The sequence below is a fragment of the Rhizobium sp. BK456 genome, from assembly GCF_014194045.1.
GTDB lineage: Bacteria > Pseudomonadota > Alphaproteobacteria > Rhizobiales > Rhizobiaceae > Rhizobium > Rhizobium redzepovicii.
In genome coordinates this window covers 465,193-487,605 of sequence record NZ_JACIAO010000004.1, presented here as the reverse complement: position 1 = coordinate 487,605, position 22,413 = coordinate 465,193, and the positions used below count along the sequence as shown (strand labels likewise).

Here is a 22,413-nt window from a genome sequence, read left to right as displayed (position 1 = left end):
CGCATTAGTATTTTTTCATGTTCAGCGCGACGGTGATTTTTTTGAAGTCAGCTCTTTCATTTTCATTAGGTCGATGCTTCCACACACTTCGCGATCTTAGAAGGGACCGAACCGGTAACGTTGCGATCGTCGTTGCCCTCAGCCTGGTACCGATGCTCGTCGCGGTCGGCGCGAGCTTTGACTATATTCGCAGCTACAATGTCCGGCAGAAGATGCAGAGCGACCTTGATGCCGCTCTGATCGCCGCGGTCAAGCAGATCAACAACACCGAGGACACCGACGCCCTCAAGGAGAAGGTCTCCGACTGGTTCCATGCGCAGGTGGAAAACACCTACACGCTTGGCGAAATCGACATCGATACCGCCAATCATAACATCACGGCGACGGCAAGCGGCACCGTACCGACGACGTTCATGAAGATCGCCAATATCGATACAGTCCCCGTCAGCGTGGGAAGCGCCGTCAAGGGGCCGGCGACCTCCTATCTCAACGTCTACATCGTCATCGACACCTCTCCGTCGATGCTCCTGGCTGCAACGACCTCAGGTCAGTCGACGATGTATTCCGGCATTGGCTGTCAGTTCGCCTGCCACACGGGTGATGCGCACACCGTCGGCAAGAAAACATACGCCAACAACTATGAATACAGCACAGCGAAGAACATAAAACTGCGCGCCGATGTCGCCGGCGACGCCGTCAAGGACGTGCTCTCCCTCATCGATACGTCCGACAGCAATCATGAACGGATCAAGGTCGGATTGTATAGCCTCGGCGATACGCTGACGGAAGTTCTCGCCCCGACATTGAGCACGGACACGGCGCGCACCCGTCTCGCGGACAAAAGTTATGGCCTCACCAGCGCGACCTCCACGGCCGCCACCTATTTCGACGTCTCGCTGGCGACGCTCAAGCAGAAAGTCGGCACCGGGGGGGACGGGACCACTTCGGGGACGCCGCTCAAGCTGGTTTTGCTGTTGACGGATGGCGTTCAGTCAAAGCGCGAATGGGTGACCGACAGCGTGGTGTGGAAGAGCGGGCAGGCGGTGTCCGGGGCATACTGGAATAAAGTCGCGCCGCTCAACCCCGATTGGTGCGGCTATCTGAAAGATCAATCCAACACGATGGCAGTGCTCTACACAGAATACCTGCCGATTACCACGGACTGGGGCTATAACGCGACCGTCGGCTCGACCATGGCGAGCGCCAACTGGAAGAGCACCTGGGGCGGTACCATGGACAGCGGCGTGTCGACCAGCATCACGAGGCGGGACTACATCCCCTATGCACTGGCTGACTGCGCGTCGTCCAAGAGCCTGTTCCTGTCAGCCTCGTCGTCCACCGAGATCACGGCAGGCCTGTCGACGCTCTTCACGCAATATCTCTCTTCCGTGCGGCTGACCCAATGAGGCGCGGAAACCGGTTCGCACCGCTGCGCCGCCTGATCGGCGACCGGAAGGGGGCTGCTGCGATCGAATTTGCGATCCTGGCCCTGCCGCTCTTCATCATCCTCTTCGGCATTATCGAAGTATCGCTGATGTTTTTCGTCAATTCCGCGCTTGATGCTTCGGTGCACAAGATCTCCCGAATGATCCGCACCGGCGAGGTGGCGTCCTCGAAGATTACACTGGCCGGTTTCAAGGCCAAGATATGCGACGACATGCTTCTGTCGTTCGACTGCTCCAGCGGTCTCGTCGTCAAGGTGAACGTGCTTTCCGACATGTCGTCCGCAGCCCACACCGATCCGATCGACGACAGCGGTAATCTCACGGTCACCGAGACTTATGATATCGGCAACGGCAGCGACTACATCCTGGTTCAGGCGTTCATGCCATGGACGGCCGTCGTCAGTTTCTTCAACCTGTCGAGCGCCAAGCTTTCCGACGGCCGATATCTCCTTGGATCTTCCGCTCTGTTCCGCAACGAGCCATTCTGACATGACGATGAAACGAAGCCTGTCTCTTTTCCGGTTCGCGCGGTCCCGCATCCGTCATTTCGTGCGCGACCGGTCGGCTGCTTCGGGCGTCGAATTCGCGCTCGTGCTGCCGATCCTGGTGATGCTGTTGTTCGGCACCGCCGATCTCGGCCATGCGCTGACGGTCAGCCGCAAGATAGATGAGATCGCCTCTTCCACAGGCGATATGATTGCCCAGCAGAGTTCCTGGACGAAGTCCGACGTCGCCAAGCTTCTTTCGGGCGCCAGCTTCATCCTGCAGCCCTATGACACCACGGAGCTGACGATCACTGTCGCGGTCAACGATGTCAGCGCGAGCGGCAGCGCGACCGTCAACTGGTCCGCCGCGCTCAACACCTCGGCGGTGAATTCCGGCACGGCGAGCGCGGTCGCAATCCCCTCCAATATCCAGGAAACTGGCGTGCAGATCGTGCTGACCCGGGTTCAATATACGTTGACGACACCGGTCTCCGCGTTTTTCTCAAACTTCACTGGACAGAACGGCTACAGCTTCGACCGATATTTCTTCAATCGTCCGCGCGTGAGTGACACGATCACTTACAAGTAAGCCGAAGAACGCCCGCCGGATCGCCAACCCATCCGCCAAACGCTCGAGCCGGTTGTCGCCGGGCCGACAGTGGTGCTTTGCTGCGGTCGATGAGAGCGTCAAGGATCACGAAATGACATCAGGAAAGGTTCGCAGCGACATCGGGTGGTTGCCGGTCACGGTGGCGATCGCTCTGGTGGCCGCGCTCTGTTTGCATGGCCCAGCCGGTGCGGCAACGGGAGATCGGCAGTGGTCGCAAGATCCGGGCAGCCAATGCAAATTCATAGCACCAGCCTCCTTGACCAGCGGCCCGACGTTCTGGATCGGCGCCTGCATCAACGGGAAGGCATAAGGCGAGGGGATGCTGCGCCGCCGGACGGCGAGCGGGCCGGCCCCGCCTTTTTCGGCCGGATGAAGGAAGGGGTCCCAGAAATCGGCGTCGTCGATCTGGCTGACGGATTTAGGGCCGGCAGTTTCAGCGGCGACGACATCGGCGGGCAAGCGGAGTCCGATCCGCAGGACAGGATCAATGCCTTCCGTATCGCGGCCGAGGCGGCGCGGCAGGTCAGCGCCCAATATGTCGCCGAGAAGAACCCCGGATCCGCCCGCCACTACGAAGAGCTTGCCAAGACATTGGAGCTGCAGACCGATTGAAACGGTGTCCGCACAAGGTTGCGCCTCTCAGCCGCCGAGCCTGACGATGCCGTATGGATTGAACTTGTATTCGTCCACTTCATAAGTGGAATTGAAGGAGAGGCTTGCCCGGCGCGCCTTAAGCGTCGATTCGAGCCCCTGCTCGGCGATCTCGTCGGCGACTGCATCCATGATGGCGACAATCTGCCGTTCGCTGCCTTCTGTGTCAGGCACATAGACATCCGGCAGCCCGACATGATGGAAGCCGACGCTTTCGAGATACCCCCGCGCAGAGAGCGGCCGCTTCGCAAAGGCCAGCCGGCCGATCCGCTGCTCGGTGAGCCTGTCGGCGGATTTCTGCGCCTCGGCTCCCTGCCGGATCAGTTCTCTCCACCGATCGAGCCCATGGGCGATCCCGGCGCTTTCACCCTTCACGGCAACCGCCCCCGCGCCGATCAACCGTTCGACGAGGCGGAGCGCCAGCATCGAAACCGTCACCGTTTCCGCCTGCTTCATGCTCGGCCCAAGGATGTAGAGCACCGATCGATGATCGGCGACCGCTTTCTCATCCGCCGGATCCCAGGCATCGGGTTCGACCCGATCCCAGCAGACGTCGAATGACCGGCTCATGCGATCATCAGGCTCGGCCTGCGAATAATCCTCGTCGATGCTGAAACCGGTGGCGAAGTCACGGATTGCCTGCGATGCCGCATCGGACAGGCGGCTCAGGTCGGGGTCCGGCCCGAGAAAACACAGGACATGCCGAGGCGTCACCGACGATGCCTCGGCCTGCATCGTTTGCTTGCCGGAATCCGAGCCGGCTTCCTTGGCAGATGCCGGTCTCCAGCCGATAAGGGCCCAGAATGTCCCTAACAGCGCGCGACGCATGAGATTCGCGATCGATGCCTTTCCTCCGGTCGAATGTTTTGAGATGCCTCAGCCTTGTAAACATCCGAAATCCGAAACGAAAGACGTCACCAGACGATGTCGCCGCGCGCCGATGTTCAGGCCCAGATGTCGCCTGGGGTGAACCCTTCGGTGAAGGGATCGTCATTGTCGAGAACGAGAGTATTCAGGCCGGAGATCCAGCTCGTGCCGGTCAGCGTCGGGACAACGGCGGATTTGTCGCCGATCCTGGCCTCTTCGACCAGCCTGCCGGTGTAGATATTGCCGAGGATGCCTTGGTGCCGGAAATCCTGGTTGAGCGGCAATTCGCCCTTCGCATGCAGAACCGCCACCTTCGCGCAGGTGCCGGTGCCGCAGGGGCAGCGATCGAGCGCACCCGTCCAGGTAGCGGGATCGTCCCAGGACAGACCACCCGTCGCCATCGTCACCGTATTTTTCCAGTCGGCGTTAGGATCGTCCGTCGGTCCCGACAGCTGTGAGATCGTAATGCCGACGCCGGGGTAATGCGGATGGGCAACCGGCAACTGTTCGATGGCCGCCTGGCGGATCATCGCGGAAACGCGCGCGATCTCCCGCCCATGTGCGGGGATCAGCTCAAGGCCTTTGAACTGCCTGACATCGGCGATGACATAGAACATGCCGCCCCAGCCGACATCGACGGTGACCTTTCCGAGATGCGGCACATCGATGACTGCATCGAGATGGGCGGCAAATGCGGGGACGTTTTTGAAGGTCACGTTCTTGGCCTTGCCGTTGCTGCATTCCGCCGTGACGCGGATCAGGCCGGCGGGCGCCTCGAGCACCAGCTCGGTGACGGGCTCCTTCATCGGCAGCATGCCCATTTCCAAAAGCACCGTCACCACCGAGATGGTATTGCCGCCGGACATCATCGGATATTCGATTTGCTCGAGGATGATATAGCCGGCATCGGCTTCCGGGTGACAGGGCGGCACGATGATGTTGCAGCAATGGGCGGGATAGCCGCGCGGCTCGCGCAGCATCAACTTGCGCAGCTGATCGTCGTTGCTCTCCAGCCATTTCATCTTCTCATAGACGGAATTGCCGGGAATATGCGGAATGCCGCCCGTGATCACGCGCATCGGCGTGCCTGCGTGCGTATCGACCGCGTGGATCGTTCTTTTGAATCCCATACTTGTTCTCCTCCATCGTTGCGAAATTGCCGTCTTCGTCAGACAGCGGCCTGCAACTGGGCCATCTCTTTGTAATATCGTATACGATATCCTTTATCCGAAGCCGCGAACCTGTCAATCACCAACGTCATGCTTGTTGACACTAATGTACATTATTCCTTTCGGCGTCTCGCGACTGTTGCTAAGGAACTCCATGGGCCGGAACACCGACCGGCCGAGAACCGGGCCGCGCCGGATGTCTTCAAAGCATCGGCGGTCAAGGAAACACGAGAACGGAGATTTCAGATGTCTGATGAGGTCGTGCTCAATCTGGCGGAAGCCGAGGCCCTGGCAATACGGGCCTGCCTGGCAGCCGGCGCAACGGAAGCCACCGCCCGATCCCTCGTAGACGCTACCTTGTCCGCCGCACTCTACGGACCTGCGACACTCGGGTTTCCGCACATGGTGGATTACCTCAACAGCTTTCGCGAGGGCCGCATCAACGGCGGCGCTGAACCAAGCTGCACGCGTCCTTATCCCGCCTTCTTCGTCGCGGATGCCGATCGCGGCATCGCCCAGCTCGGTTTCGATCGCGTCTTCGACGAACTCGTCGCGGTCACGCGCAATTTCGGGGTCGCCGTGTTTACGCAGAAGAACAGCTATACCGCGGGAGAACTGGGCTACTATGTTCGCAGGCTTGCCGGCGAAGGAATCGTCGGCATCGCCGCGACCAACGCCAATGCCATGGTGGTCGCCAAAGCCGGCGGCCCAGCCGTTTACAGCACGAACCCGATGGCCTTAGGCTTTCCGCTGGGAGAAGGATCGCTACCTCTCATCATCGACCAGGCTTCCAGCGCCACCGCCTATGTCAATATCGTCGCCGCCGCAGCCGAGGGACGCGCCATCCCGGCCGGATGGGCCGTCGACGAAGCCGGTAACGACACCCAGGATGCGGCAAGAGCGCTTGGCGGAGCGCTGCTTCCTTTCGGCGGACGCAAGGGCGCCAATGTGGCGCTGATGGTGGAAATGCTGTCGGCCGGCCTCTCCGGCGGCCCGTGGTCATTGGACACGCCGTCGTTCAGAGAGGGAAGCGACAGCCCTGCCGTGGGATTGACCGTCGTGGCGATGATGCCGGGGTGCACCGACGATGGCCTTGTCGAGCGCGCGCGCCGCCAGGCCGACCGCCTTCAGCAACACGGCGTGTTCATGCCCGGCGTCAGCGGCATCGAATATCCAAGGCCGGCGACGGAAAGCCTGAAAGTGCCGCGCGCCGTCTTCGAGGCTGTCGTAAAGATCGCCGGCACCTGACTTTTCCCGCGATCGATGGGATGACGCTCAACGGGGCTTCTTTTCCGGAAGATGTTCGAGAAGCGATTGGCAGGCGCTCATGATGTGGGCGTAGAGCAGACCTGCCGCCTTTTCCTCATCGCGCGCTCGGCACGCTTCGAGGATCTGGCGATGTTCGCGATCCGCCGTCTGCTTGCCATGCGACAGGGTCAACTGCACCCGGAGATAGCGTTCCAGCCGGTCGTGGACGGAACGGATGGTGGTTACGAGAAATGGCCGTTGCGCATCCTCGTAAAGGCAGCTGTGGAATCGCCAGTTCAATTCCGACCACCGTGCGACATCGGTTTCCCCTGCGATGGCGTCGCAATAGCCAAGCGCCTTTTCAAAGGTCTCTTCCGTCATATGAGGGATCGAGAGTTTGATGGCGTTCGATTCCAAGATCGCGCGCACCTCGAAGATCTGGACAATCTCAGGCTCCGAAACGCTCGTGACGATCGCGCCCTTGTTGCGGTGGAACTCCACCAGACCTTCCGCCTCCAGCCGCTTGAGCGCTTCCCGCACGGGGATCTTGCTGACGTTGAACAGCCTGGCGACATCGTCCTGACGGATCGGCTCGCCTTCATCCAGCGATCCATCCGCAATGGAATCGCGGATGAACTTCAGGATGACATCCGAGGCTGTGGGGGCCTTCCCGAGATTTGTCACCTGAGCGGTGTTGAAAGGCATTCCCCAAGCTCCTTGTTTCCGGGACGAAGATCCTGCTTGGGATATCGTAGACGATCTCATTCCTCAAGATCGATCAGCTTTTTCACGCCGCGGCTTGCGCTCCCGTAATCTCTGGATCCAGCCGCCGGTTTTGCGTTCACCGAGAAATTACCGTGCGAGCCGATGGGGCGGCCCTTTCGACCGCTATTTCTGCTGACCGAAAGCCCAGTCGTGGTAGTCGAATCCCGTCCTCGCGGCACAGCCGGTATCGAGGAGCAGCCCGACCTCGCGACCCGTCGTGCCGAACAGGCGGGAGATCTCGTCGAAAGTCTGCGTCACCAACGGTGATGATGATAGGCCAGCTGGAGAACGTATTCATCCGCCAGACGTTTCGAGAATTCGGTCAAGTGCGAAGCATAGGCCGCTGCTTCGCCTGCCGACATGATCAGGCGCTGGGACATGGGCGCGTCGAGAGGCGATCCGGGCGTCATCACGGCGACCTCGCCGTAGATCATTACCTTGCAGTCCATCGCATGGAGAAGGTCGGCATGCCGCGACAGCGGCCATTTCGTCATCGACGCGGCGTTCCGCCAATTCGCCGGAGTGCCACGCTGAAGCCAGCGCCACTGCATGCCGCACATCTTCGGGCAGGAAATCGAGAGAATTCATGCGAACCCCTGTGGCGCGTCAATGCGTTGCGGCAGACGCCCTTGTCTTGGAAATGGTTGGACGGGGAGCGCCGGAGATCGATCTCAGATGCTGTTGAAAGAAACACTTCAGCTCCCTGAAGGTGTCGAAGCCCAACGCATTGGCGACGCGGACCACCGTGGAAGGGGACACCACGCATTCGCCCGCCACGGAACTTATCGTTCCGAAGGCGACGATATCGGGCCGTGCCAGCATCTTGCGCGCCACGCGCTCCTGCTGCTCGGGAAGTCGCAACCCGGCTGCCGTAATCATGCCCTTCAGTTCGGCGACGCTGTTCGGCTTCTGCAATGTCCGCTCGGCGCTCATGGTGTCGGCTCCTTGTTGAGGCGGGATGCGCCGGCTCGGCGGCGCATCCCGGCTTTCATGACAAAAGCACGGGCCGATTCTTCGAAACGGACTCGATGCTGGCGAGCGCGATCATCAACGCGTTGCGCGCATCCATGCCTGTCGGAGCATCCTTGAATTCGCCATTGCGCACGGCGTCGACGAACGCGGCGAGCTGGGCGGTGTACCCCTGGACGAAGTGATCGGTGTCCCGTCGCCACGTATCGTTCGAGACACCGTCCTCGTCGAAGAGGGTCATACTCGACCGCCGGACGTCGCCCATGGTGACCATACCTCCGGATCCGAACACCTCGCCGCGAATGTCATAACCGTAAAGTGCCGAGAAGTTCGCCTCCGCGACGGCGACCGAGCCGTTGTCGAAGCGGATGTTGACCACTGCGGTGTCGATGAAGCCCTTCTCCTTTGCATCCGGGCGGAGGAGCGCGTCGGCCATCGCGAAAACCTCGACCGGCTTGGCGCTGGCATTGAGCCAAAGCAGGGTGTCGAAGTCGTGAATGAGCGTCTCGTAGAAAATGGTCCACTGTGGGATGCGGTCGGGATCGGCGCCGAAGGGGCCTGGATCGCGCGTCAGGGAGCGGATGAGCTGCGGGGCGCCGATCTTGCCGGCGTCGATGGCGGCGCGACCCTCGGCAAAGGCTTGGTCCCAGCGCCGGTTGAACCCGACCTGGAGCGGCACGCCGGCCGAATGGGCCGCGGCAATCGCCCGGTCCGCATCTTCAAGGGTCAAAGCCATCGGCTTCTCGCAGAAGATCGCCTTGCCGGCTTCGGCAGCATGCACCAGCACATTTGTATGGAACCGCGCGGGGGTGGCGATAACCACCGCATCGAGCCCCGGATGGGCAAGGAGTTCTGATACCTCAGCATATGCGGCGTCCACACCGAGCGTCTCTGCGAGCTTCGCTGCGGTGCCCGGCGCCGGATCTGCGATGGCGACAAGTTCCGCGTCCACCAGCCGGCGGGCGATGGATTGGCCATGGAAGGAGCCGATGCGGCCGGCGCCGATAAGGCCGACGTTGACGGACTTGATCTTGGGCATGGTTCGGGTCCTGTAGGATTGAAACGTCAGAGGGTGAATGCTGAGCGGAAGGCTTCGAGCGCGGCGTCGGAATCGCCGGCAGCCCAGGCTTCCAAGCCGACGGGACCGGCGTAGCCCATCGTCGTCAGCGCTTTGGCGACCCCTTTCCAGTTGACCTCGCCCGTGCCGGGTTCGCAGCGTCCCGGCACGTCGGCGACCTGGATCTCGCCAATCCATGGCAAGCACCTGCGGCACAGCTCGATCAGGTTCCCTTCGCCGATCTGGGCGTGATAGAGATCAAGGTTCAGGCGAAGACGGGGATGGTCGATGCTGGAAACGAGCGCCATCGTGTCCTCCGCGCGCCCGAACGGCACACCTGGGTGGTCGACCGTCAGGTTCAAATTCTCGAGAGTGAAGACGACATTCTCATCCTCCGCCAAGTCGACGATCCTGCGCAACGTGTCGCGCGCCTTCATCCACATCGCCCCCGTGACGACCTCTATCGGCTGAACCGGAAGGCCGCGGTCGCCAAGACCGGTGCCGTGAAGGTTCAGCCGCTGAACGCCGAGGCGCTTGCCGATCTCAGCAGTTTGGCGCGCCGTCCTCAGAAGTTCATCCGCGCCCTCGTCGTCGGTGAGCCGGCCCGTGAGATAGCCGTTCATGATGGTGAAAGTGGCGCCGGTCGCCTCCAGCTTGCGAATGTCATGTTCCGGCCAGTTCCAGAGACCGACGCCGAAACCCAGTTCCTTGAGCCGTGAGGCACGCCATTCGATGGGCCGATCGCGCCAGAGCATTTCGGCGCAAGCCGCCAATGGAAAGGGGGATGAGATGGAATTGCTCATTGCGGGTTCTTCCCTGATCATGGGTATGAGTGTCCGTGGTCCGGCACGCAGGTGCTGGACCGAATTCGCTTTTTTGACGCGTCAAATCGTTCCGCCAAGCTCCTCGGAGATCGACTGAAGTTCCTTTCCTCCTCCAACCGTCCCCTCCACAGGACGGACAAAACGAATACTACCGGGTGCAAAACGCTTGCTACCGGGTGCAAAGCAGGTGCATCATATGCAGGAATAAGCTAAAAGCAAGCATTCATTTCACCGGAATCAGAAAATGGAATGTTTATTCTATTTTCTTCGGGAGGCGTAATGCGCAAGCGGGCAACGGCAAAACAGGTGGCGGAGGCCGCAGGAGTATCGAAGTGGACGGTCATCAGGGCCTTCACACCCGGCGCGTCCATCACCGAGGAGAGTAAGCGGAAGGTGCTGGAGATGGCAGCCGCGCTCAACTACACGCCGAACCTTTTGGCGCGCAGTCTCGCGACCAACTCGACGCGCCAGGTGGCGGTGTTCGTCGACGATTTTGCCAACCCGCAAAAACTCCCTTTCCTCGAAACCTTGACGGAGCAGCTACAGGCGGCGGGGCTGGTTGCGATGCTCATCAACATCAACAATCACTTCGACCATGTGAACGCGCTGCTCCATGCCGACCAGCGTCAGGTCGACGCCATCATTCTCTTCGGTACCGCGTTCCGCGATGAGACGCTGACCGACCTGCAGCTCGGCCATGGAATGCCTCCCATGTTCGTTCTGGCTCGAGACAGCCAGATCGACGGCGTCCCAGCCGTCGTATGCGACGCCGAACTGGCGCTTCGGGACATCGTCCGTCACCTTTATGAACGAGGCTATCGGCGACCCGGTTTCATGAGTGGGGCCGCCGCTCTCTCGACGGCGCTGAGGCGACGTCAGCATTACCTCGAGTTCTGGGCCCAGCACAGCATCCAAAACATCTCACTTCTTTCCGCAGACAGGTACAGTGCGGACGCGGGTGCGGCGTCCGTCCGGGCATATCTCGCGAGCACGCCGGCGAAAAAGCGGGTGGATGTCCTGATGTGCGAAAACGACATTCTCGCACTGGGAGCAATGGACGAGATTCGCGGAAACTTCGGACTGAAGATTCCCGAGGACATCGCTATCGTCGGCTTCGATAATTACGAACTCGGCGGATCATACGGATACGGACTGACAACCTACGAACAACCCAGGGAAGAGATGGTGCGGGCTGTCGTCAGCATGATTAAGGGCGCCGTCGAACCGGAGACTGTGACGCTGCCGGGCCGGCTCGTCGTCCGAAGTTCGACATAGTCGTCCGGGCGCTATGATACGGCCTGTGCGCCGGTGATCTCCACCAAAGAGCCGCACATGAACGCGGCCTCGTCAGAGGCGAGGAACGCGACGAGGGCCGCGACCTCTTCCGGACGGCCGATGCGGCCGTAGGGAACGAGCCTGTCGAGTTCGGCGATCGTCCGGCCGGAGCGCTTGACGCCGGCTTCGAGCATCGGCGTACGAATTTCGCCGGGGCACACGGCGTTGACGCGCACCTTGTCCGGCGCATAGTCGCGGGCGAGGTTCTGGGTGAAGGCGGCAACGGCCGCCTTCGTGGTGTTGTACGCGATGTGGTTCGGCGCGGGGTAAAGCCCCCATTGCGAGGCCGTGTTGATGATCGCGCCGCCACCGGCGGCGATCATATGCGGCAGGGCCGCGCGGCAGAGATGGAACATCGAATCCAGATTGACCGCGAAACTCAGCTGCCAGTCTTCATCCGAGAGCGCCAGCAGATTGCCGCGCCGGTTGATGCCGGCATTGTTGACCAGCACATCCAGCCGCCCCTTGATCGCAAAGGCTTTTTCGATAAGTTCCACACATTCCGGCTTGCGGGAGATGTCGGCCGCAATGGCGGTCGCCGATCCGCCCGCCGCCTCGATGAGCGACGCGACTTCGCCTGCGGCCTGAGCGTTGGCATCGGTCACCACCACCAGCGCGCCTTCCTCGGCCAACCTCTTCGATATGGCGGAGCCGATGCCACCGCCGCCACCGGTCACGACCGCGACCTTGCCATGAAATCTCTTCATCCCGTTCTCCTATCTGATGTAGCTGCCGCCATTGACGTCGAATGTCGCGCCGTTGACCGATGCCTGCGACGGACGAAGCAGGAAGGCGACCAGCTCGGCGATCTCGCCCGGCTCGGCCATCGCGCCGATCGGAATATCGCCAACCGCCGCCTCCTTGCCGTGCCTTGCCACGAAATCCTCGGCCATATCGGTGCGCACCCATCCCGGCGCGACGGAGACGGCGACCACTCCGTCGCGACCGAAGCTCCTCGCGATCGACTTTGTGAGATTGGTGAGCGCCGCCTTCGTCGCCCCATAAGGCATGGCGTCGGCGGCGTACCCGCGCTGACCGGCGCGGCTAGCCATATTGACGATCCGCCCGCCGTCATGCTGCTTGAAATGCACGAGCGCCTCTTTGCAGAGATCGGCCGCGGCAAAGAAATTCACCTGAAACTCTTTCTGCCAGGCTGCCCGCCAATCGGCCGGATCGGCATCGATCGAAATCTCGTTGCGGACCCCGGCATTGTTGACGACGGCATGGATCCGTCCCGCCGCCGAAAGCGCATCGCCCCAAAGCGCGAAGGCGCCGTCCGGACGGGAGAGGTCGGCCTGAACGATCAGGCCGTTTCCGCCAAGCTTGCAGAGCAGGGCTTCCGCACGTTGCCTGTCGCGGCCGTAATGGATGACCGGTCGCGCGCCTTCGGCCGAAAGGCGCTCGACGATGGCTGCGCCGATTCCGCCGGATGCCCCGGTGACGAGGACAGTCTGGCCGGCCAGAGGTTGAAGGTAAGACATTGCGGGCTCCTATCCGAGCAGGCCGACCTGCGGCCCCCATGTATCAGAGAGCGCAAAGCCCGCGGCGAAGGGATCGTCGTCGGACATACGCAGCTTCTCGCGGCCATAGACATAGGCGCGGCCGGTTATTCTCGGCAACACGGCGCGGCGGCCGCCCACCTCGGCTTCGCCGATCGCCTCCGCCAGAAACTCGCCGCCGATGATCGACCGGGACGTTCTCAAGTCTCCGACCGAGACTTCGCCACGGGCATAGAGCGTCGCCAGATTGGCCGAGCTGCCGGTTCCGCAGGGCGAGCGGTCGACGCGGCCGGGCTGCAGCGTCGTGCAGGTCCTGACCGCCCCGTCAGCCTCGCGCCCGCGGAACATCACATAGGCGATCTCGTTGACGCCGGTTAAAACGGGATGGGCGACAGAGACCTGCCCGGCAAGGAGCGACTTGAGCTCGATGCCGGCCTCTGCCAGCAGCCGGGCATTGGCCGGAGCGATATCGAGGCCGAGCTGGTCGACATCAACAAGCGCGTAATAGACGCCGCCGAAGGCGACATCGACCTTGATGCGGCCCCATTTCGGCGTCTCCACCTCACTGTCGAGCGCCTCGGCAAAACTCGGCACATTGTCGAGGCTGACCGAAAGGCAGCGGCCGTCGCGGCAGGTGGCGCGCGCGACGATCAGGCCGGCGGGCGTGTCCAGCCGCACCACCGTCTCCGGCTCCGACATCGGCACCCGGCCGCTTTGGAGCAGTGCGGTGACGACGCAGATGCAGTTGCTGCCGGACATCGGGTGGGCGCGGTCGGCCTGCAACACGATGAAGCCGGCATCGGCGTCGGCGCGGGTCGGCTCGACCAGCAGGTTCACCGACATGGCAACGTTGGCGCGCGGCTCGAAGGTGACAAAGCGGCGCAGGCTGTCGTCCACCGTGTTGATGTGGTTCATCTTGTCGAGCATGGTCGCGCCCGGTATTTCGGGCGCGCCTGCGACGATAACCTTGCCGATCTCGCCCTGGCAGTGGACCTGCAGCAGGTCGAGGCTGCGGTTCCAGTTCATTCGGCCGCCTCCGGCTTGATGTACCAGCCCCAGGGATCCTCGCCGACGAAGCGGGTGATCTGCTTGGTCTCGAGATAGTTGTCGAGGCCCCAGCGGCCAAGTTCGCGGCCGATGCCGGATTCCTTGTAGCCGCCCCAGGGCGCCTCGGTGAAGGTCGGCTGCGAGCAATTGATCCAGACGATGCCGGCGCGGAAGGCGGCGGCAACGCGCTCGGCCCTGATGTCGTCCTTCGACATGACAGCGGCGGCGAGGCCGAAACGGGAATCATTGGCGAGCTCGATCGCCTCTTCCTCGGTCCTGAACGGCCGGATGCAGACGACAGGCCCGAAGATCTCCTCCACCCAGGCGGCGCTGTCGAGCGGAACATCGGTCAGAACGGTCGGCTGGAGATAATAGCCCTTGTCGAATCCTTCCGGGCGGGCTCCACCGCAGGCGACCGTCGCACCGGCCTGCCGCGCCGCTTCGATCGCGGCAACAACCTGCTCGTGCTGGCGCTTGGAAACCAGCGGCCCAAGGAGAACGCCCTCGTCGAGACCGTTGCCGATCTTGATCTTCTTCGTCTCCTCGATCAGTCGTGCGAGCAGCCGCTCGTAGATGGTGTCCTGCACGAGGACCCGCGACGTTGCCGAGCAGACCTGACCCTGGTTCCAGAAAATGCCGAACATGATCCATTCGACAGCCTTGTCGATATCGGCGTCCTCGAAGACGACGAAGGGCGACTTGCCGCCGAGTTCGAGGCTGACCCGCTTGATGTCGCGGGCGGCCGCCGCCATGATCTTCGAGCCGACCGGCCCCGAGCCGGTAAAGGCGAGCTTGTCGACCTGCTTGTGATCGATGATCGCCTGGCCGGCGACCGACCCGGCGCCGGTCAAGATATTGAGCACGCCGGGCGGCAGCCCAGCTTTGTCGGCAACCACCGCCAGTTCAAGCGCCGTCAGCGATGTCAGCTCGGCGGGCTTCAGCACCACCGTGCAGCCGGCGGCCAGTGCCGGGGCGACTTTCCATGCCGCCATCAGCAGCGGATAGTTCCAGGGGATAATCGCGCCGGCGACACCGAGCGGCTCGCGTACCGCCTTGGAGGTAAAGCGCTGATCGGGAAACGCGATCGTCTCCTCGGGATTGTTGTCGAGCTGTTCGGCGAGACCCGCGTAGAAATCGAAGCAGCCGGCGGCGTCGGCGACGTCCCAATCGGCCTCGGGGAACGGCTTGCCGTTGTCGAGGACCTCGAGGCGGGCGATCTCGGCCTGGCGGGCGCGGATGCCATCTGCGATGACCCGGAGATATCGGGCGCGCTGGGCGCCCGTCAACTTCGGCCAGCCGTCCTTGTCGAAGGCCCGGCGCGCTGCCTTGACGGCAAGGTCGACATCCTCGGCCGTTGCCGCGCCGATCGTCTGGATCACCTCTTCCGTTGCCGGGTTCGTCACCGTGCAGACGCCGCCCTTGACCGGCTTCACCCACTGTCCATCAATGTAGAGTTCGCTTCGCATGTTCACTCCCTTTTGCCTTGCGTCGGCGCCGCGCTCAGAAGCGGTCGACGCGATAGGGTTTCATGTCCACGGGCGGTTCAACGCCCGTAACGAGATCGGCCATCAACCGGCCGGTCGTGGCGGCATAGGTCAGGCCGAGATGCCCATGGCCGGTCGCGTACCAAACGTTGCGGTGCTTGGCGGACAGTCCCATGACCGGCACGGTATCGGGCACTGCCGGGCGATGCCCCATCCACTCCGTCACCCCTTCGGCCTTCAGCTCCGGCAATGCTTCCTGTGCCCGCTTCACCAGGATCTTTGCGCGCCGGTAATCCGGCGGGGCGTCGAGGCCGGCCATTTCGACCGTGCCGCCGACGCGGATGCCGCCCCCCGTCGGCGTCACCATGAAGGCGCGCGCCGGCCAGATGATCGAATGGCGCATCGAAATGCCGGGCTCCATGATCTGCGTGTGGTAGCCGCGCTCGGTTTCGAGCGGGATATGTTCACGCAGCAGCGCGGAAAGTCGGGCGGTGAAGGCACCGGCCGCGAGCACCACCTTCTCCGCCGCAAGGGTGCGCCCGTCCGCCAGACGCAGAGCCGAGACGCCGGCCTCGCTTTGCTCGAAGCCTGCGACGTCGGCCTCGACGATCCGGCCGCCGAGCGCCTGGAATTTTTCGATGAGGGCGGCGACGAGTTTGTACGGATCGGTGATCGACCGATTGTCGGGAAAGAGTACCGCCTTGCCAATCCTAGCGGTCAAGGCCGGCTCGAGATCCCGGATGGCGTTGCCGCCGAGGATTTCGTGCCGGAAGCCGAAACGCTCCAGAATATCGATATGTTCGCGATCCGCCCTGAATTCGGCGTCGTCAGTATAGAGGCTGAGGCAGCCCTCGGCCGTCAGCATATGCGCAAGACCGGTCTCCTTGAGCAGCACGTCAAGGTCTTCATAGACGCGGCCGCAGAGCACGGCGCCGGCCGCTTCCAGCTCCCTCAATTTTGAGGGGCGGCTGGCGGCGAGGAACCTCAGGAACCACGGCACCAGTTTCGGCAGATAGGCGGGCCGGATGCGCACCGGCCCCTCCGGGTCGAGCAGCCATTTCGGCATCTGCGCCCAGATGCCGGGACGCGAAGCCGGCATGAATTCGGTGACGGCGATGCTCGCCATATTGCCGTAGGAGGCGCCCATGCCGGGGGCAGCCCTGTCGATCAGGGTGACGTCGTTTCCCCGGCGCTGGAGTTCATAGGCGATGGTGGCGCCGATAATGCCGGCGCCGACGATCACGATGGATGACACGGCGAACCTCGTAAATTCAGAGATCCCGGGGCGGTTCGGCCGCCCCGGCCTGTTCCTGCTACCAGTTGAGGATCGGCTCCATCGCCGCCCTGAACTCGGCCTTTTCCTCCGAGGTCAGCTCGCCGAGCGGCGCGCGGCACGTCCCCACGGACAAGCCCTGCAGCTCGCAGCCATATTTGATCTTCTGCACGAACTTGCCGCTCTCCAGGATGTTCATCGCCCGATAGAGGGTCTTCATCATCTCGCGGGCTTTGCTGAGATCTCCCGCCTTGTAGGTTCGGTCGAGATCGCAGCACGCCTTGGCCATGCAGTTGGACGGACCGCAGATCCAGCTTTCCGCGCCCCAGAACATGAAATCGAGCGCGATATCGTCCGAGCCGCTGACGAGCTGGATCTTGCCCTCATAGCGGCTGGCGATGTCGATGGCGCGCTGCAAAACGCCCGAGCTTTCCTTGATGCCGATCACCCGCGGATTATCGGCAAAATGATCCATCAGCTCGAAGCCGATGTCCGAACCATCCTTGGCCGGATAGGAATAGAGCACGAGGTTCACATCGACAGCACCGAGCACGGCTTCGTAGTGCTTGATGAGCTCCGCCTGCGTCGGACGGGTATAGAATGGCGGCGCCAGCAGGACCGTGTCATAGCCGATGTCGCGTGCCATCGCCGTCTGCTCGATCACCTCGCGGGTCGCCGGCGCATTGGTGCCGGCGATCAGAATTTCGCCCGGTCTGGCAAACTCCTTGACGAACTGCAGCACGTCACGACGCTCTTCCCTGGATTGGCTGAAATATTCACCTGTGGACCCATTCGGAACCCAGCCGGTGACGCCTGCCTCACGCAGATGTGTCAGAAGCTTTTCGAACGCCTTGACGTCAATCTTGTTGCTCGCGTCGAAGGGTGTGATGAGGGCGGGCATGACGCCGGAAAGTTTCATGGGATTCTCCTGTCCTGGGAATGACGGTTTTCAGATTGCGAGCTTCTTGAGGATGCGTCCCTCGATGAGGGAAACCGCCCGCGTCAGTGGGAAGGCAATGGCGAAGTAGATCAGCGCGACGACCGTCAGCACTTCGACCGGGCGGGCCGTGTTGTTCGAGATGTTCTGGCCGACGAACATCAGGTCCGCCATGCCGACGGCGGAGACGAGCGCGCTCTCCTTGAAGAGGCTGACGCAGTTCGACAGCAGCGTCGGGATGGCCCGCAGCACCGCCTGCGGCAGCACGACGTTGACGACCTGGGCGCTGCGCGGCAGGCCGAGTGCGACGCAGGCATCCAACTGCTCGCGGCCGATGGATTTGAGGCTGGCGCGGAACGTTTCGCTGGTGATCGCGCCCATGTAGAGCGTCAGCGTGATGACGCCCGATGCGAGATTCGAAAGCTCGACGCCGAGGAGCAGCGGCAGGCAGAAGAAGATCCAGAAGAGCTGGATAAGGACCGGCGTGCCGCGGAAGAATTCGACATAGGTGCCTGCAATGGCGCGAAGCGCCAAATTGCGCGACGCGCGGGCCAAACCGACGAGAAAGCCGAGAGAGCATCCAAGCACGATGCAGATGATTGTCAGCTTGATCGTCATCCACAGGCCGAGCAGCAGCGCGTTTTCGAAGCGCAGCAGGATCGAGAAATCGAGCGTCATCATGCTGGCCTCCTAGCTGACGAGGATCTGGCGGCGGCGTTCGAGCAGGCCGACGATCTGGGTGATCGGGAAGGACACGGCGAAATAGATGAGCGCCACGACCGTGAAGGTCTCGATCGGGCGATAGGTCTCCGTCGCCAGAGTCTTGCCCTGGTACATCAGGTCCTGGATCGCCACGATCGCGACCAGCGCGCTCTGCTGGAAAATGACGATGCCGTTGGTCAAAAGCACCGGGATCGAGGCGCGGAACGCCGTCGGGAAGACGATGTAGAGCACCCGCTGCAGCGGATTGAGACCGAGCGCGATGCCGGCATCGAGCTGCTCGCGCGGCACCGCCTGGATGGATGCCCGGTAGGCCTCGGCATTGAACGCCATCAGATTGAGCCCGAGGGCCATGATGCCCATCGTCATCGGGTCGAGGAAGACGTCGAACAGCATCGGCACGCAGTAGAATATCCAGACGATCTGGACGATCGCCGGCGTGCAGCGGAAGAATTCGACGAACAGCATGAACGGCAGCCGCACGACCTTGATCGGACTCATGATCAGGAGGGCGAGTCCGAAGCCCAGGACGATGCCGAGGGCGTTCGCAGCCGCTGTCAGCTGCAGCGAAACCCACAGCCCCTGCAGCAGCGGAGCGATGGAGACGGCGTTGAAATCGAACGTGTAGTTCATCTGTGCCTCCTACTGTTTGATGTGGAAGACGCGGTCGATGAATTCCTTGGTGCGTTCCTCGCGCGGAGCGCCGAGCACCTGCTCGGGCGGGCCGTCCTCGACGACCACGCCGCCGGCGCAGAAGATGACGCGCGAGGCGATGTTCTTGGCGAACCACATGTCGTGGGTGACGATCATCATCGGCATGTCCTGGGCGGCGAGCTGCAGGATCACCTGCTCCACCTCGCTCACGAGTTCCGGATCGAGCGCCGAGGTAACCTCGTCGAACAGCATCAGCTTCGGATCGAGCATCAATGCGCGGGCGACGGCGACGCGCTGCTTCTGGCCGCCGGAAAGCTGTGCCGGATAGGCATTGGCCTTGGCGCCGAGCCCGAAGCGCTCGAGCAGAGCCTGGGCGCGAGCGGTCGCCTTCGACTTGCTTTCTCCGCGCACTTTGCAGGGTGCGAGGATCAGGTTCTGAATGACGCTCAGATGTGGAAACAGCGTGTAGTGCTGAAAGACCATGCCGATCGAGCGGCGGACATTGGTGTCGATCTGGGTCTTCCTGGCACCGCCATCGGAAGAAATATAGGCCTTGCCGTCGAATCTGACCGAGCCGCTGTCGATCTGCTCCAGGCCCATCATCACCCTGAGTAGCGTGCTCTTGCCGCCGCCGCTCGGACCGATGACGACGACGCGTTCGCCGCGCGTCATTTCAATGTCGATGCCTTTCAGCACCTGGATTGCTCCGTTGCCATAGCTTTTGTGGAGCGCCTGCATTTTCACGAGGGGAAGGCTGAAGGAGGTGGTCATGGCCAATCTCCGATGATCGAAGCTGGAAGGGCCGGCGCGATCCCCGCACCGGCCCGGCGAGGTTACTTTGCGCCCTTGAGCACGTCGTCGACCGCCTTGCGGATCAGCTCATCGACGTGACCGGTGGCGACCTTCTCTTCGAGGAAAATATCGACCACTTCGACATCGGCGGCCGAAAGCTGATGCGGCAGACCGAAAGCGACACCCTGCTTGGCAAGAGCCGGCGTCGGGTTGAGCGCAACCGCCCAATCCGGGTTCGACTGGGTGAAGAGCTGATTGGTATCGGAGGCGTCGACCAGGATGTCGGCGCGCTTCGAGGTGACCGCCAGCCGGGTCTCGTCATTGCCGGGAAGGCGCATGATCGTGGCGTTCTTCACCGCAGCGGAAATGGCTTTGTCCTGCGCCGTGCCGGACATGACGGCGAGCGTCACGCCTGATTTGTCAATATCGGCCACCGAAGCGGCACCGGTGGTAATCTTCGGATTGTTTTTATTGTAGGCGAGCGAGATCTGGTACTCCATCGCCGGGATCGAGAACTGCACGGCCATGGCGCGAGTTGGTGTCCGGTTGAGCGCCAGCGACAGATCCCATTTGCCCGCCTGCAGACCCGCAACGATATTGTCCCAGGTGGTATCGACGAATTCAGGCTTCACCTTGAGGACGTTGGCAAATTCCTTGCAGAGATCGACGAAGAAGCCGGTGTACTCGCCCGTCGCCGGATCGCGCATGACATAAGGCGGCGCAACGGCCGCGCCGCAGCGCAGCGTGCCTGCCTTCTGCACGCCCTGCCAATATCCGTCAGTGGTCTGGGCGTGTGCGGCGGTTGCGGAAAGACCTGCCATCAGGGCGAGCACGGGCAGCGCCCGCAAGGCGGACGTTATCAAAGAAAGCATTGGGCATTCCTCTTTTGCTGTGCGCGAAAGCGCGCGGTTCCACTCGTCGGCTCTGGCCGTTTCTATTGGTTTTTTGTCGGCTGCGTGTCGACTGGACAGATCATGTCAACAGCGTGTCGACAAAGTCAAGCGGAAAAATTACATTGCCGACACGCTGTTTTTCTGGCCCAATGGGATCCGCGCCTGGAGAAAGGGACTTAAGTGTCTGATGAATCGGAAGTGAAACGCATCCGCGGGACCGGCTGGAAGAGCGTTTACGAAACGCTCCGCAACGAGATTTTGTCGCTTGCTTTGCCGCCCGGTCAGCTTCTCGACGAGATGACGCTTGCCGAACGCTTCGACATGTCGCGCTCGCCAGTGCGTGAAGCGCTGATCCGGCTCGGCGCCGACGAGTTGGTAGTGACGCTTTCCAACCGCAGCACGATCGTCGCGCCGATCGAAGTCGCGACCTTTCCCAAATATGTCGAGGCGCTCGACATCGCGCAGCGAATGAATACGCGGCTTGCCGCAGCGCTCCGGACCGAGGCCGACCTCAAGACCATCGCCAAGCGGCTGAAGATCTTCGAAGCGGCGGTTAAAACCGGCAATCATCTCGCCATGTCGGAGGCCAACAAGGAATTCCACATGGCGATCGCCCATGCCGGAAAAAATCAGTACCTCGCCTCCTTCTACGAGAAATTGCTGTCGCAGGGACAGCGCATGCTCCACCTGCATTTCGAATATCTGGAGCGGACCCATGAGGGCTATCTGCTGACCGACGAGCACACGCTGATGCTCGATGCCATCAGGGACAAGAACGTCGAGCTCGCCGATGAGCTCGCCCATGCCCATACGCGCCAATTCCAAGACAATTTCATCAACTTCATGCGCGAGAACTACACGACGGATGTCGCGTTGGGGCCGTTGCGGGCTGCGGAGTAACAGCGATGATCGACAGCATTGGATTCGTCGGCACCGGCGCCATCACCGAAGCCATGGTTCGCGGGCTTCTGGCCGCACCGGCTTACGCCTCCGAGGTCCACGTTTCACCGCGGAGCGCGCACATTGCCGCCACGCTGGCAGAAGAGTTCGCCTCGGTCAGGATTGCCGGGGACAACCAGACTGTCGTCGATCGCAGCGACATGGTGTTCCTGGCGATAAGGCCGCAGATCGCCGAGGAGGTCGTGCGGGCGCTGTCGTTCAGGACCGGCCAGACGGTCGTCAGCCTCGTCGCGGCGACGGAGCGGCAAGCCCTACTCGATTGGATCGGCGCCGATATCGATCTCGTCCAGGCCATCCCCCTGCCCTTCGTCGCACAGCGGCAAGGCGTTACTGCCATCTATCCCGCCAATGCCGCCATCGCGGCGCTGTTTGACACACTCGGAACGGCCGTCCAGTGTCAGTCGCGGAAGGAATACGATCTCCTCGCGGCCGCAAGCGCAGTCATGTCGACCTATTTCGGCGTCATGGAGTCGATCACCGGCTGGCTGGAAAAAAGCGGCCTCGAAAGGGCAAAGGGCCAAGCCTACATCGCCCCACTGTTTGCAAGCCTGGCGCAGAAAGCCAACAACCCCGGCAACGAGCCGTTCAGCGCGCTGAGCCGCGAATTCGCCACCAAAGGCGGCCTGAACGAGCAGGTTCTTTCGGACTTCGACAAGCAGGGCGGTCTTGCCGCACTCACCGCCGCCCTCGACGGCGTGCTTGCCCGCATCGAGGGCCGCAGGAGCTGAG

General features: G+C 62.2%; 25 protein-coding genes and 1 pseudogene. 8 read left to right on the top strand and 18 right to left on the bottom strand.

Annotated features, from left to right (window positions below):
* The first annotated feature begins 17 nt into the window (after positions 1-17).
* The 4 genes and pseudogenes from FHX03_RS15080 (at position 18) to FHX03_RS15065 (ending at position 3,152) form a co-directional block, all read left to right on the top strand.
* Positions 18-1,406 carry a TadE/TadG family type IV pilus assembly protein gene (locus FHX03_RS15080; protein WP_183781493.1) on the top strand — a complete coding sequence of 463 codons (1,389 nt, stop codon included), beginning with the start codon at positions 18-20 and terminating at the stop codon, positions 1,404-1,406.
* Positions 1,403-1,933 (top strand): TadE/TadG family type IV pilus assembly protein, encoded by a 531-nt coding sequence (locus tag FHX03_RS15075; RefSeq protein WP_097624346.1) that lies wholly within the window; start codon positions 1,403-1,405, stop codon positions 1,931-1,933. Before FHX03_RS15080 ends, FHX03_RS15075 begins: the two co-directional genes overlap by 4 nt.
* 1 nt (position 1,934) lies before the next feature.
* Positions 1,935-2,519, top strand: coding sequence for a TadE/TadG family type IV pilus assembly protein (locus FHX03_RS15070; RefSeq protein ID WP_183854326.1), 585 nt, complete (start codon positions 1,935-1,937; stop codon positions 2,517-2,519).
* A 112-nt stretch (positions 2,520-2,631) separates the two neighbouring features.
* Positions 2,632-3,152: pseudogene (locus FHX03_RS15065) on the top strand (hypothetical protein).
* A gap of 27 nt (positions 3,153-3,179) precedes the next feature.
* Here FHX03_RS15065 and FHX03_RS15060 read toward each other — a convergent pair.
* The gene (locus FHX03_RS15060) at positions 3,180-4,019 is read right to left on the bottom strand and encodes a hypothetical protein (RefSeq protein ID WP_183854324.1); all 840 of its coding nucleotides are present in this window, start codon (positions 4,017-4,019) and stop codon (positions 3,180-3,182) included.
* A gap of 116 nt (positions 4,020-4,135) precedes the next feature.
* Complete coding sequence (locus FHX03_RS15055; protein WP_183854322.1) at positions 4,136-5,188, bottom strand: proline racemase family protein; 1,053 nt, start codon at positions 5,186-5,188, stop codon at positions 4,136-4,138.
* 285 nt (positions 5,189-5,473) lie between these two features.
* On the opposite strand from FHX03_RS15055, the gene FHX03_RS15050 reads away from it, so the two are divergent.
* Positions 5,474-6,475, top strand: a complete 1,002-nt coding sequence (locus FHX03_RS15050) for an Ldh family oxidoreductase (protein ID WP_131710644.1) — start codon at positions 5,474-5,476, stop codon at positions 6,473-6,475.
* 27 nt (positions 6,476-6,502) lie between these two features.
* Here FHX03_RS15050 and FHX03_RS15045 read toward each other — a convergent pair whose 3' ends face one another.
* The 6 genes from FHX03_RS15045 to FHX03_RS15025 all read right to left on the bottom strand — a co-directional run bounded on the left by FHX03_RS15045 (position 6,503) and on the right by FHX03_RS15025 (position 10,069).
* On the bottom strand, positions 6,503-7,180 hold the full coding sequence (locus FHX03_RS15045) for a GntR family transcriptional regulator (protein ID WP_183854320.1): 678 nt from the start codon (positions 7,178-7,180) through the stop codon (positions 6,503-6,505).
* Positions 7,181-7,363: 183 nt separating this feature from the next.
* Positions 7,364-7,498: a hypothetical protein gene (locus FHX03_RS34920; RefSeq protein WP_281413119.1), complete on the bottom strand. Its 135-nt coding sequence runs from the start codon at positions 7,496-7,498 to the stop codon at positions 7,364-7,366.
* A complete protein-coding gene (locus FHX03_RS34460) occupies positions 7,495-7,734 on the bottom strand; it encodes a hypothetical protein (RefSeq protein WP_246699242.1) in 240 nt (79 codons plus the stop codon). The genes FHX03_RS34920 and FHX03_RS34460 overlap by 4 nt, the downstream gene beginning before the upstream one ends.
* Positions 7,735-7,846: 112 nt before the next feature.
* Positions 7,847-8,173 carry a MurR/RpiR family transcriptional regulator gene (locus FHX03_RS15035; protein WP_097624339.1) on the bottom strand — a complete coding sequence of 109 codons (327 nt, stop codon included), beginning with the start codon at positions 8,171-8,173 and terminating at the stop codon, positions 7,847-7,849.
* 55 nt (positions 8,174-8,228) lie between these two features.
* Complete coding sequence (locus FHX03_RS15030) at positions 8,229-9,248, bottom strand: Gfo/Idh/MocA family oxidoreductase (RefSeq protein ID WP_183854318.1); 1,020 nt, start codon at positions 9,246-9,248, stop codon at positions 8,229-8,231.
* Between the two features lie 26 nt (positions 9,249-9,274).
* Positions 9,275-10,069, bottom strand: coding sequence for a TIM barrel protein (locus tag FHX03_RS15025; RefSeq protein ID WP_183854316.1), 795 nt, complete (start codon positions 10,067-10,069; stop codon positions 9,275-9,277).
* A gap of 300 nt (positions 10,070-10,369) precedes the next feature.
* Here FHX03_RS15025 and FHX03_RS15020 point away from each other — a divergent pair, with 300 nt between their 5' ends.
* Positions 10,370-11,365, top strand: coding sequence for a LacI family DNA-binding transcriptional regulator (locus FHX03_RS15020; RefSeq protein ID WP_131710681.1), 996 nt, complete (start codon positions 10,370-10,372; stop codon positions 11,363-11,365).
* 11 nt (positions 11,366-11,376) lie between these two features.
* Here the strand turns inward: FHX03_RS15020 and FHX03_RS15015 are convergent, their stop codons facing one another.
* The 10 genes from FHX03_RS15015 to FHX03_RS14970 form a co-directional block, all read right to left on the bottom strand.
* On the bottom strand, positions 11,377-12,132 hold the full coding sequence (locus FHX03_RS15015) for an SDR family NAD(P)-dependent oxidoreductase (protein ID WP_131710640.1): 756 nt from the start codon (positions 12,130-12,132) through the stop codon (positions 11,377-11,379).
* A 9-nt stretch (positions 12,133-12,141) separates the two neighbouring features.
* Entirely contained in the window at positions 12,142-12,906 is a 765-nt protein-coding gene (locus FHX03_RS15010; protein ID WP_097624335.1) for an SDR family NAD(P)-dependent oxidoreductase, read from the bottom strand.
* 9 nt (positions 12,907-12,915) lie between these two features.
* Entirely contained in the window at positions 12,916-13,950 is a 1,035-nt protein-coding gene (locus FHX03_RS15005; RefSeq protein WP_183854314.1) for a proline racemase family protein, read from the bottom strand.
* Positions 13,947-15,437, bottom strand: a complete 1,491-nt coding sequence (locus FHX03_RS15000; protein WP_183854312.1) for an aldehyde dehydrogenase family protein — start codon at positions 15,435-15,437, stop codon at positions 13,947-13,949. Before FHX03_RS15000 ends, FHX03_RS15005 begins: the two co-directional genes overlap by 4 nt.
* Positions 15,438-15,471: 34 nt before the next feature.
* Positions 15,472-16,710, bottom strand: coding sequence for an NAD(P)/FAD-dependent oxidoreductase (locus FHX03_RS14995; RefSeq protein WP_183854310.1), 1,239 nt, complete (start codon positions 16,708-16,710; stop codon positions 15,472-15,474).
* A 58-nt stretch (positions 16,711-16,768) separates the two neighbouring features.
* A complete protein-coding gene (locus FHX03_RS14990) occupies positions 16,769-17,647 on the bottom strand; it encodes a dihydrodipicolinate synthase family protein (protein ID WP_183854308.1) in 879 nt (292 codons plus the stop codon).
* A 30-nt stretch (positions 17,648-17,677) separates the two neighbouring features.
* Positions 17,678-18,346 (bottom strand): amino acid ABC transporter permease, encoded by a 669-nt coding sequence (locus tag FHX03_RS14985; protein WP_183854306.1) that lies wholly within the window; start codon positions 18,344-18,346, stop codon positions 17,678-17,680.
* 9 nt (positions 18,347-18,355) lie between these two features.
* A complete protein-coding gene (locus FHX03_RS14980) occupies positions 18,356-19,018 on the bottom strand; it encodes an amino acid ABC transporter permease (protein WP_183854304.1) in 663 nt (220 codons plus the stop codon).
* Between the two features lie 9 nt (positions 19,019-19,027).
* Complete coding sequence (locus FHX03_RS14975) at positions 19,028-19,810, bottom strand: amino acid ABC transporter ATP-binding protein (RefSeq protein WP_131710635.1); 783 nt, start codon at positions 19,808-19,810, stop codon at positions 19,028-19,030.
* A gap of 62 nt (positions 19,811-19,872) precedes the next feature.
* A complete protein-coding gene (locus FHX03_RS14970; protein ID WP_183854303.1) occupies positions 19,873-20,703 on the bottom strand; it encodes a substrate-binding periplasmic protein in 831 nt (276 codons plus the stop codon).
* A gap of 201 nt (positions 20,704-20,904) precedes the next feature.
* On the opposite strand from FHX03_RS14970, the gene FHX03_RS14965 reads away from it, so the two are divergent.
* Together FHX03_RS14965 and FHX03_RS14960 are read left to right on the top strand one after the other, a co-directional pair.
* Positions 20,905-21,624 carry a GntR family transcriptional regulator gene (locus FHX03_RS14965; RefSeq protein WP_003592247.1) on the top strand — a complete coding sequence of 240 codons (720 nt, stop codon included), beginning with the start codon at positions 20,905-20,907 and terminating at the stop codon, positions 21,622-21,624.
* Between the two features lie 5 nt (positions 21,625-21,629).
* Positions 21,630-22,412 carry a pyrroline-5-carboxylate reductase gene (locus tag FHX03_RS14960; RefSeq protein WP_097624328.1) on the top strand — a complete coding sequence of 261 codons (783 nt, stop codon included), beginning with the start codon at positions 21,630-21,632 and terminating at the stop codon, positions 22,410-22,412.
* The last annotated feature ends 1 nt before the right edge of the window (position 22,413 follow it).

Excerpts from the sequence above, each read along its gene's own strand:
- FHX03_RS15080 (WP_183781493.1), top strand. The coding sequence starts at position 18 with ATGTTCAGCGCGACGGTGATTTTTTTGAAGTCAGCTCTTTCATTTTCA.
- FHX03_RS15075 (WP_097624346.1), top strand. The coding sequence starts at position 1,403 with ATGAGGCGCGGAAACCGGTTCGCACCGCTGCGCCGCCTGATCGGCGAC.
- FHX03_RS15070 (WP_183854326.1), top strand. The coding sequence starts at position 1,935 with ATGACGATGAAACGAAGCCTGTCTCTTTTCCGGTTCGCGCGGTCCCGC.
- FHX03_RS15060 (WP_183854324.1), bottom strand. The coding sequence starts at position 4,019 with ATGCGTCGCGCGCTGTTAGGGACATTCTGGGCCCTTATCGGCTGGAGA.
- FHX03_RS15055 (WP_183854322.1), bottom strand. The coding sequence starts at position 5,188 with ATGGGATTCAAAAGAACGATCCACGCGGTCGATACGCACGCAGGCACG.
- FHX03_RS15050 (WP_131710644.1), top strand. The coding sequence starts at position 5,474 with ATGTCTGATGAGGTCGTGCTCAATCTGGCGGAAGCCGAGGCCCTGGCA.
- FHX03_RS15045 (WP_183854320.1), bottom strand. The coding sequence starts at position 7,180 with ATGCCTTTCAACACCGCTCAGGTGACAAATCTCGGGAAGGCCCCCACA.
- FHX03_RS34460 (WP_246699242.1), bottom strand. The coding sequence starts at position 7,734 with ATGACGAAATGGCCGCTGTCGCGGCATGCCGACCTTCTCCATGCGATG.
- FHX03_RS15035 (WP_097624339.1), bottom strand. The coding sequence starts at position 8,173 with ATGAGCGCCGAGCGGACATTGCAGAAGCCGAACAGCGTCGCCGAACTG.
- FHX03_RS15030 (WP_183854318.1), bottom strand. The coding sequence starts at position 9,248 with ATGCCCAAGATCAAGTCCGTCAACGTCGGCCTTATCGGCGCCGGCCGC.
- FHX03_RS15025 (WP_183854316.1), bottom strand. The coding sequence starts at position 10,069 with ATGAGCAATTCCATCTCATCCCCCTTTCCATTGGCGGCTTGCGCCGAA.
- FHX03_RS15020 (WP_131710681.1), top strand. The coding sequence starts at position 10,370 with ATGCGCAAGCGGGCAACGGCAAAACAGGTGGCGGAGGCCGCAGGAGTA.
- FHX03_RS15015 (WP_131710640.1), bottom strand. The coding sequence starts at position 12,132 with ATGAAGAGATTTCATGGCAAGGTCGCGGTCGTGACCGGTGGCGGCGGT.
- FHX03_RS15010 (WP_097624335.1), bottom strand. The coding sequence starts at position 12,906 with ATGTCTTACCTTCAACCTCTGGCCGGCCAGACTGTCCTCGTCACCGGG.
- FHX03_RS15005 (WP_183854314.1), bottom strand. The coding sequence starts at position 13,950 with ATGAACTGGAACCGCAGCCTCGACCTGCTGCAGGTCCACTGCCAGGGC.
- FHX03_RS15000 (WP_183854312.1), bottom strand. The coding sequence starts at position 15,437 with ATGCGAAGCGAACTCTACATTGATGGACAGTGGGTGAAGCCGGTCAAG.
- FHX03_RS14990 (WP_183854308.1), bottom strand. The coding sequence starts at position 17,647 with ATGAAACTTTCCGGCGTCATGCCCGCCCTCATCACACCCTTCGACGCG.
- FHX03_RS14985 (WP_183854306.1), bottom strand. The coding sequence starts at position 18,346 with ATGATGACGCTCGATTTCTCGATCCTGCTGCGCTTCGAAAACGCGCTG.
- FHX03_RS14980 (WP_183854304.1), bottom strand. The coding sequence starts at position 19,018 with ATGAACTACACGTTCGATTTCAACGCCGTCTCCATCGCTCCGCTGCTG.
- FHX03_RS14975 (WP_131710635.1), bottom strand. The coding sequence starts at position 19,810 with ATGACCACCTCCTTCAGCCTTCCCCTCGTGAAAATGCAGGCGCTCCAC.
- FHX03_RS14970 (WP_183854303.1), bottom strand. The coding sequence starts at position 20,703 with ATGCTTTCTTTGATAACGTCCGCCTTGCGGGCGCTGCCCGTGCTCGCC.
- FHX03_RS14960 (WP_097624328.1), top strand. The coding sequence starts at position 21,630 with ATGATCGACAGCATTGGATTCGTCGGCACCGGCGCCATCACCGAAGCC.